2 protein-coding genes are annotated in these 5,117 nt (G+C 46.0%); both read left to right on the top strand.

Annotation, left to right across the window (positions count from 1 at the left end):
• Positions 1-670 (top strand): LPXTG cell wall anchor domain-containing protein (locus tag AC4J95_RS20905; RefSeq protein ID WP_494551522.1); only part of this gene is annotated, 670 nt, incomplete at its 5' end.
• An 82-nt stretch (positions 671-752) separates the two neighbouring features.
• A partial coding sequence (locus AC4J95_RS20900) for a MucBP domain-containing protein (RefSeq protein ID WP_494551521.1) occupies positions 753-5,117 on the top strand: 4,365 nt, incomplete at its 3' end.

The raw sequence follows: 5,117 nt of genomic DNA, 5'->3' as shown, positions 1-5,117 counted from the left end.
CAGCGACTCCGATTCAGACAGCGATAGCGATTCGGACTCAGATAGCGACAGCGATTCAGACTCAGACAGCGATAGCGACTCGGACTCAGACAGCGATAGCGACTCGGACTCAGATAGCGACAGCGACTCAGACTCAGACAGCGATAGCGATTCAGACTCAGATAGCGACAGCGACTCGGACTCAGACAGCGATAGCGACTCGGATTCAGATAGCGATAGCGACTCCGATTCAGATAGCGACAGCGACTCGGATTCAGATAGCGATAGCGATTCAGACTCAGATAGCGACAGCGACTCCGATTCAGATAGCGATAGCGACTCGGACTCAGATAGCGATAGCGACTCGGATTCAGACAGCGATAGCGATTCGGACTCAGATAGCGATAGCGACTCCGATTCAGATAGCGATAGCGACTCGGACTCAGATAGCGACAGCGACTCGGATTCAGACAGCGATAGCGACTCCGATTCAGATAGCGACAGCGACTCGGATTCAGATTCAGATAGCGATTCTGATGGAACAAGTAAGAAAACCGCTAAAAAATTACCAAGTACAAACACAGATGATGATCAAGTAACGTATTCTGTTGCTGGATTAGGATTAGTTTCGATGGGATTAGCCTTCTATGGGGGATCAAAGAAGCGAAAAAAAGGAGATAACAAAGCCTAAATCGTTGTAGATTCCCATGTCAGTAAGAGGTCACGTTCTGTAATTTAAAGAGCGTGGCCTCTTTTCTAAGAGGAGGTTAAGAATGAAACGAAAGTGTTACCAGGTGAAAAGAACATCTCGATCATCCTATCGTAGGTACCGAATGCATAAGGTGAAGAAGCAATGGATTGTCAAGAGTAGTGTCATTGGTGCGATTATCTTGAGTGGTCCTACTTCTGTATCAGCTATTGAAGCAGCAGATACGACTTCTGTTGAACAGAGTGCTGACCCAACGGAGGACGCCACAGCAATAGATCCCTATGAATCAGAGGTGTCCGATGAAAAAATTCTTTCTGGTGAGCCTGAAAACAATGAGCAAACTGAGGTCCCGTTTGCCAATAGTAGTGTGAGTGACGAGACAGATCAACTTGAGGGTACAGGAGTTATTCCAGATGAACAGATTTCTGAAGAAATAAGTTTACGAATGACGCCTTTAGAAGAGAAGGTGGATGTTGAAATCGTTCAACCTGCCATCAATATGGCTCAAACGGTTCAAAATGAACCAGAAATTGCTGCATTAATCACTAATCTATTGCAAGCGCAAAAAAACGATACAGTGAATTATTATGGCGGTGTAACTGTTGCAGCTGATGCATTAAAGGCGGCTGTTCCAGAAGCGATCAATAAAAGAAATGCCGCGGTTGACCGTGCAAATGCGGCATTATTGTATGACGGTTATTTTGAAATTACGCCTGAATGGAGTTATCACAATGCTTTGGATGCTCCCTACGGTGCGTTGCAGCTTGGTCGTGCAGGTGCGACTTCATCGAATCCAACGACAACAACAGCAGAGTTGCACATTTTAGCGGAAGCCTATGAAACCATTGTGGCTCAAGTGGAGAATGAAATCATTACATTAGGAAAAGCAGGTCCTTTATCCGACCAAGGTGGAACAGCGGTACAAACAAAAGTGACGTATCGATATATTGACCGAAATAACAAAACGGTCATTCCTGACGTCGTGAAGACCGCAGTCTCAGGTGATATCATTCCAGAGGAAAAAATTTCTATTGAAGGCTACACCTATGATGGAAAGGATGCTGCTTCTGATTCAGATATGAAGGTAAATGAAGATGGCAGCTCAGTGGTTATTTATTACTACAAAGCAAATGCAGGAGAAATTACGTATCGGTATGTTGATGAACACGGGGAACAAATTATCCCTGAACATAAGGAAGCTTCAACAGTAGATGCTATCATTCCAGAGCGAGTGGTTGGTATTGATAATTATACGTATTCAACCAAAGATGCAGGTTCAGACAGTGATATGATTGTTGATCGTAGCGGAAAATCTACTGTCACATATATTTATACAGCTAATAAAGCAACGGTTACACATCGATATGTCAATGAAAAAGGTGAACTTCTAACAGAAAATCAAGTCGAACAGGCAGCGGTTGGTTCAGTCATTAATGGGAAAGTTGAAGAGATTGAAGGCTATACCTTTAAGCAGATTGATCCAAGTTCTGATGGAGATATGAAAGTCAATGCGGATGATACGTCTGTCGTGACATATGTTTATTCGCCGAATGATGCAAAAGTGATTTATCACTATGTGGATTTGGAAGGAAATCCAGTTGCAGACGATAAAACGGAAGATACCAAAGTTGATGAAGTGATAAATGAAAAAATTGACGTTGTAAATGGTTGGTTGTATGTCGAAAAGGCCGCTAGTTCAGATACAGATATGCTTGTTGATCGTGATGGTGTATCAGAAGTGACCTATATCTATAAGCCAATTGGGAAGTTTGTTGTTGAAAATGATGATCCTAGTTATCCAGGCACAGGAAATGAGCTTCAATATGAAAATGATTCGAATGATCCATCAAATGCATTAATTCCTGACGGAGCATTTGTTCCACATGTTCCAGGGTATACGGCCACCGACCAAAATGGGAATGAATTAGAACTAGTTGACTCAAATGATCCAACTAAAGGGTATAAGTTACCTGATATCGATGATCCAAGCGAGGATACTATCATTAAATATGTAGAAAATGACGATAGCGACTCAGATTCGGACAGCGACACGGACTCAGATTCAGACAGTGACTCAGACTCGGACAGTGATTCGGATTCGGACAGTGATTCGGACTCAGATAGCGATTCAGACTCAGATAGTGACTCGGATTCGGATAGCGATTCAGATTCGGATAGCGATTCAGATTCGGATAGCGATTCAGATTCGGATAGCGATTCAGACTCAGATAGTGACTCAGATTCAGACAGTGACTCAGACTCGGACAGTGATTCGGATTCAGACAGTGACTCAGACTCAGATAGCGACTCAGATTCGGACAGCGATTCGGACTCCGACAGTGATTCAGATTCGGACAGTGACTCCGATTCAGACTCGGACAGCGATTCGGACTCAGATAGCGACTCAGACTCAGACAGTGACTCAGATTCGGACAGCGATTCAGACTCAGATAGTGACTCAGATTCAGACAGTGACTCAGACTCGGACAGTGATTCGGATTCAGACAGTGACTCAGACTCGGATAGCGACTCAGATTCGGATAGCGATTCGGATTCGGATAGTGACTCAGATTCGGATAGCGATTCAGATTCGGACAGCGATTCGGATTCGGATAGCGACTCAGATTCGGACAGTGATTCAGATTCAGACAGTGATTCGGATTCAGATAGCGACTCGGACTCCGACAGTGATTCAGATTCGGATAGTGATTCGGATTCAGACAGCGATTCGGACTCAGATAGTGACTCAGATTCGGATAGTGATTCGGACTCCGACAGCGATTCAGACTCGGACAGCGATTCGGATTCAGATAGCGACTCGGACTCGGACAGCGATTCAGACTCCGACAGTGACTCCGATTCAGATAGTGATTCAGATTCAGACAGTGACTCAGACTCAGATTCGGACAGCGATTCAGACTCGGACAGCGATTCGGATTCAGATAGCGACTCGGATTCGGATAGTGACTCGGACTCGGACAGCGATTCAGACTCGGACAGCGATTCGGATTCAGATAGCGACTCGGATTCGGATAGTGACTCGGACTCGGACAGCGATTCGGACTCAGATAGCGACTCAGACTCCGACAGTGACTCCGATTCGGACAGTGATTCGGATTCAGACAGTGACTCAGACACGGATAGCGACTCAGATTCGGACAGTGATTCGGATTCAGACAGTGACTCAGACTCCGATTCGGACAGCGATTCAGACAGCGATTCAGACTCGGACAGTGACTCAGATTCAGATAGTGACTCAGATTCGGATAGTGATTCAGATTCAGACAGTGATTCGGACTCAGATAGCGACTCAGACTCCGACAGTGACTCCGATTCAGATAGTGACTCAGATTCAGACAGCGATTCAGACACGGATAGCGATTCGGATTCAGATAGTGACTCAGATTCGGATAGTGATTCAGATTCAGACAGTGATTCGGATTCAGATAGCGACTCGGACTCAGACAGTGATTCCGATTCGGATAGCGATTCAGACTCCGATTCAGACAGTGACTCAGACTCAGACAGTGACTCAGACTCAGACAGTGACTCAGATTCGGATAGCGACTCAGATTCAGACAGCGATTCAGATTCGGATAGTGACTCCGATTCGGATAGTGATTCAGATTCAGACAGTGATTCGGATTCAGATAGCGACTCGGACTCCGACAGTGATTCAGACTCAGATAGTGACTCGGATTCAGACAGCGATTCAGACTCGGATAGCGACTCGGATTCAGACAGTGATTCGGATTCAGACAGCGATTCGGACTCCGACAGTGATTCGGATTCAGACAGCGATTCAGACTCGGACAGCGATTCGGATTCGGATAGTGATTCGGACTCAGATAGTGACTCGGACTCAGATAGTGACTCAGACTCGGATAGTGACTCGGATGCCGACAGCGATTCGGATACGGACAGTGACTCAGATTCAGACAGCGATTCAGACTCGGACAGTGATTCCGATTCGGATAGTGACTCGGACTCAGATAGTGACTCAGATTCGGATAGTGACTCGGATGCCGACAGCGATTCGGATACGGACAGTGACTCAGATTCAGACAGCGATTCGGACTCGGACAGTGATTCCGATTCGGATAGCGACTCGGATTCAGACAGTGATTCGGATTCAGACAGTGATTCGGATTCAGACAGTGACTCAGACTCAGATAGCGATTCGGATACGGACAGTGACTCAGATTCAGACAGCGATTCCGACTCGGATAGCGATTCCGACTCAGATAGTGACTCGGATTCAGACAGCGATAGCGATAGCGACTCAGATTCAGATAGCGATAGCGATTCAGACAGCGACAGCGATTCGGACTCAGATAGCGACTCAGATTCAGACAGTGACTCCGACTCGGACAGTGATTCGGATTCAGACAGCGATTCGGACTCAGATAGCGATTCAGACTCGGATAGC

The sequence above is a fragment of the Enterococcus sp. GPZ-007 genome (genome assembly GCF_059374735.1).
This window is presented reverse-complemented; position numbering and strand designations above follow the sequence as displayed.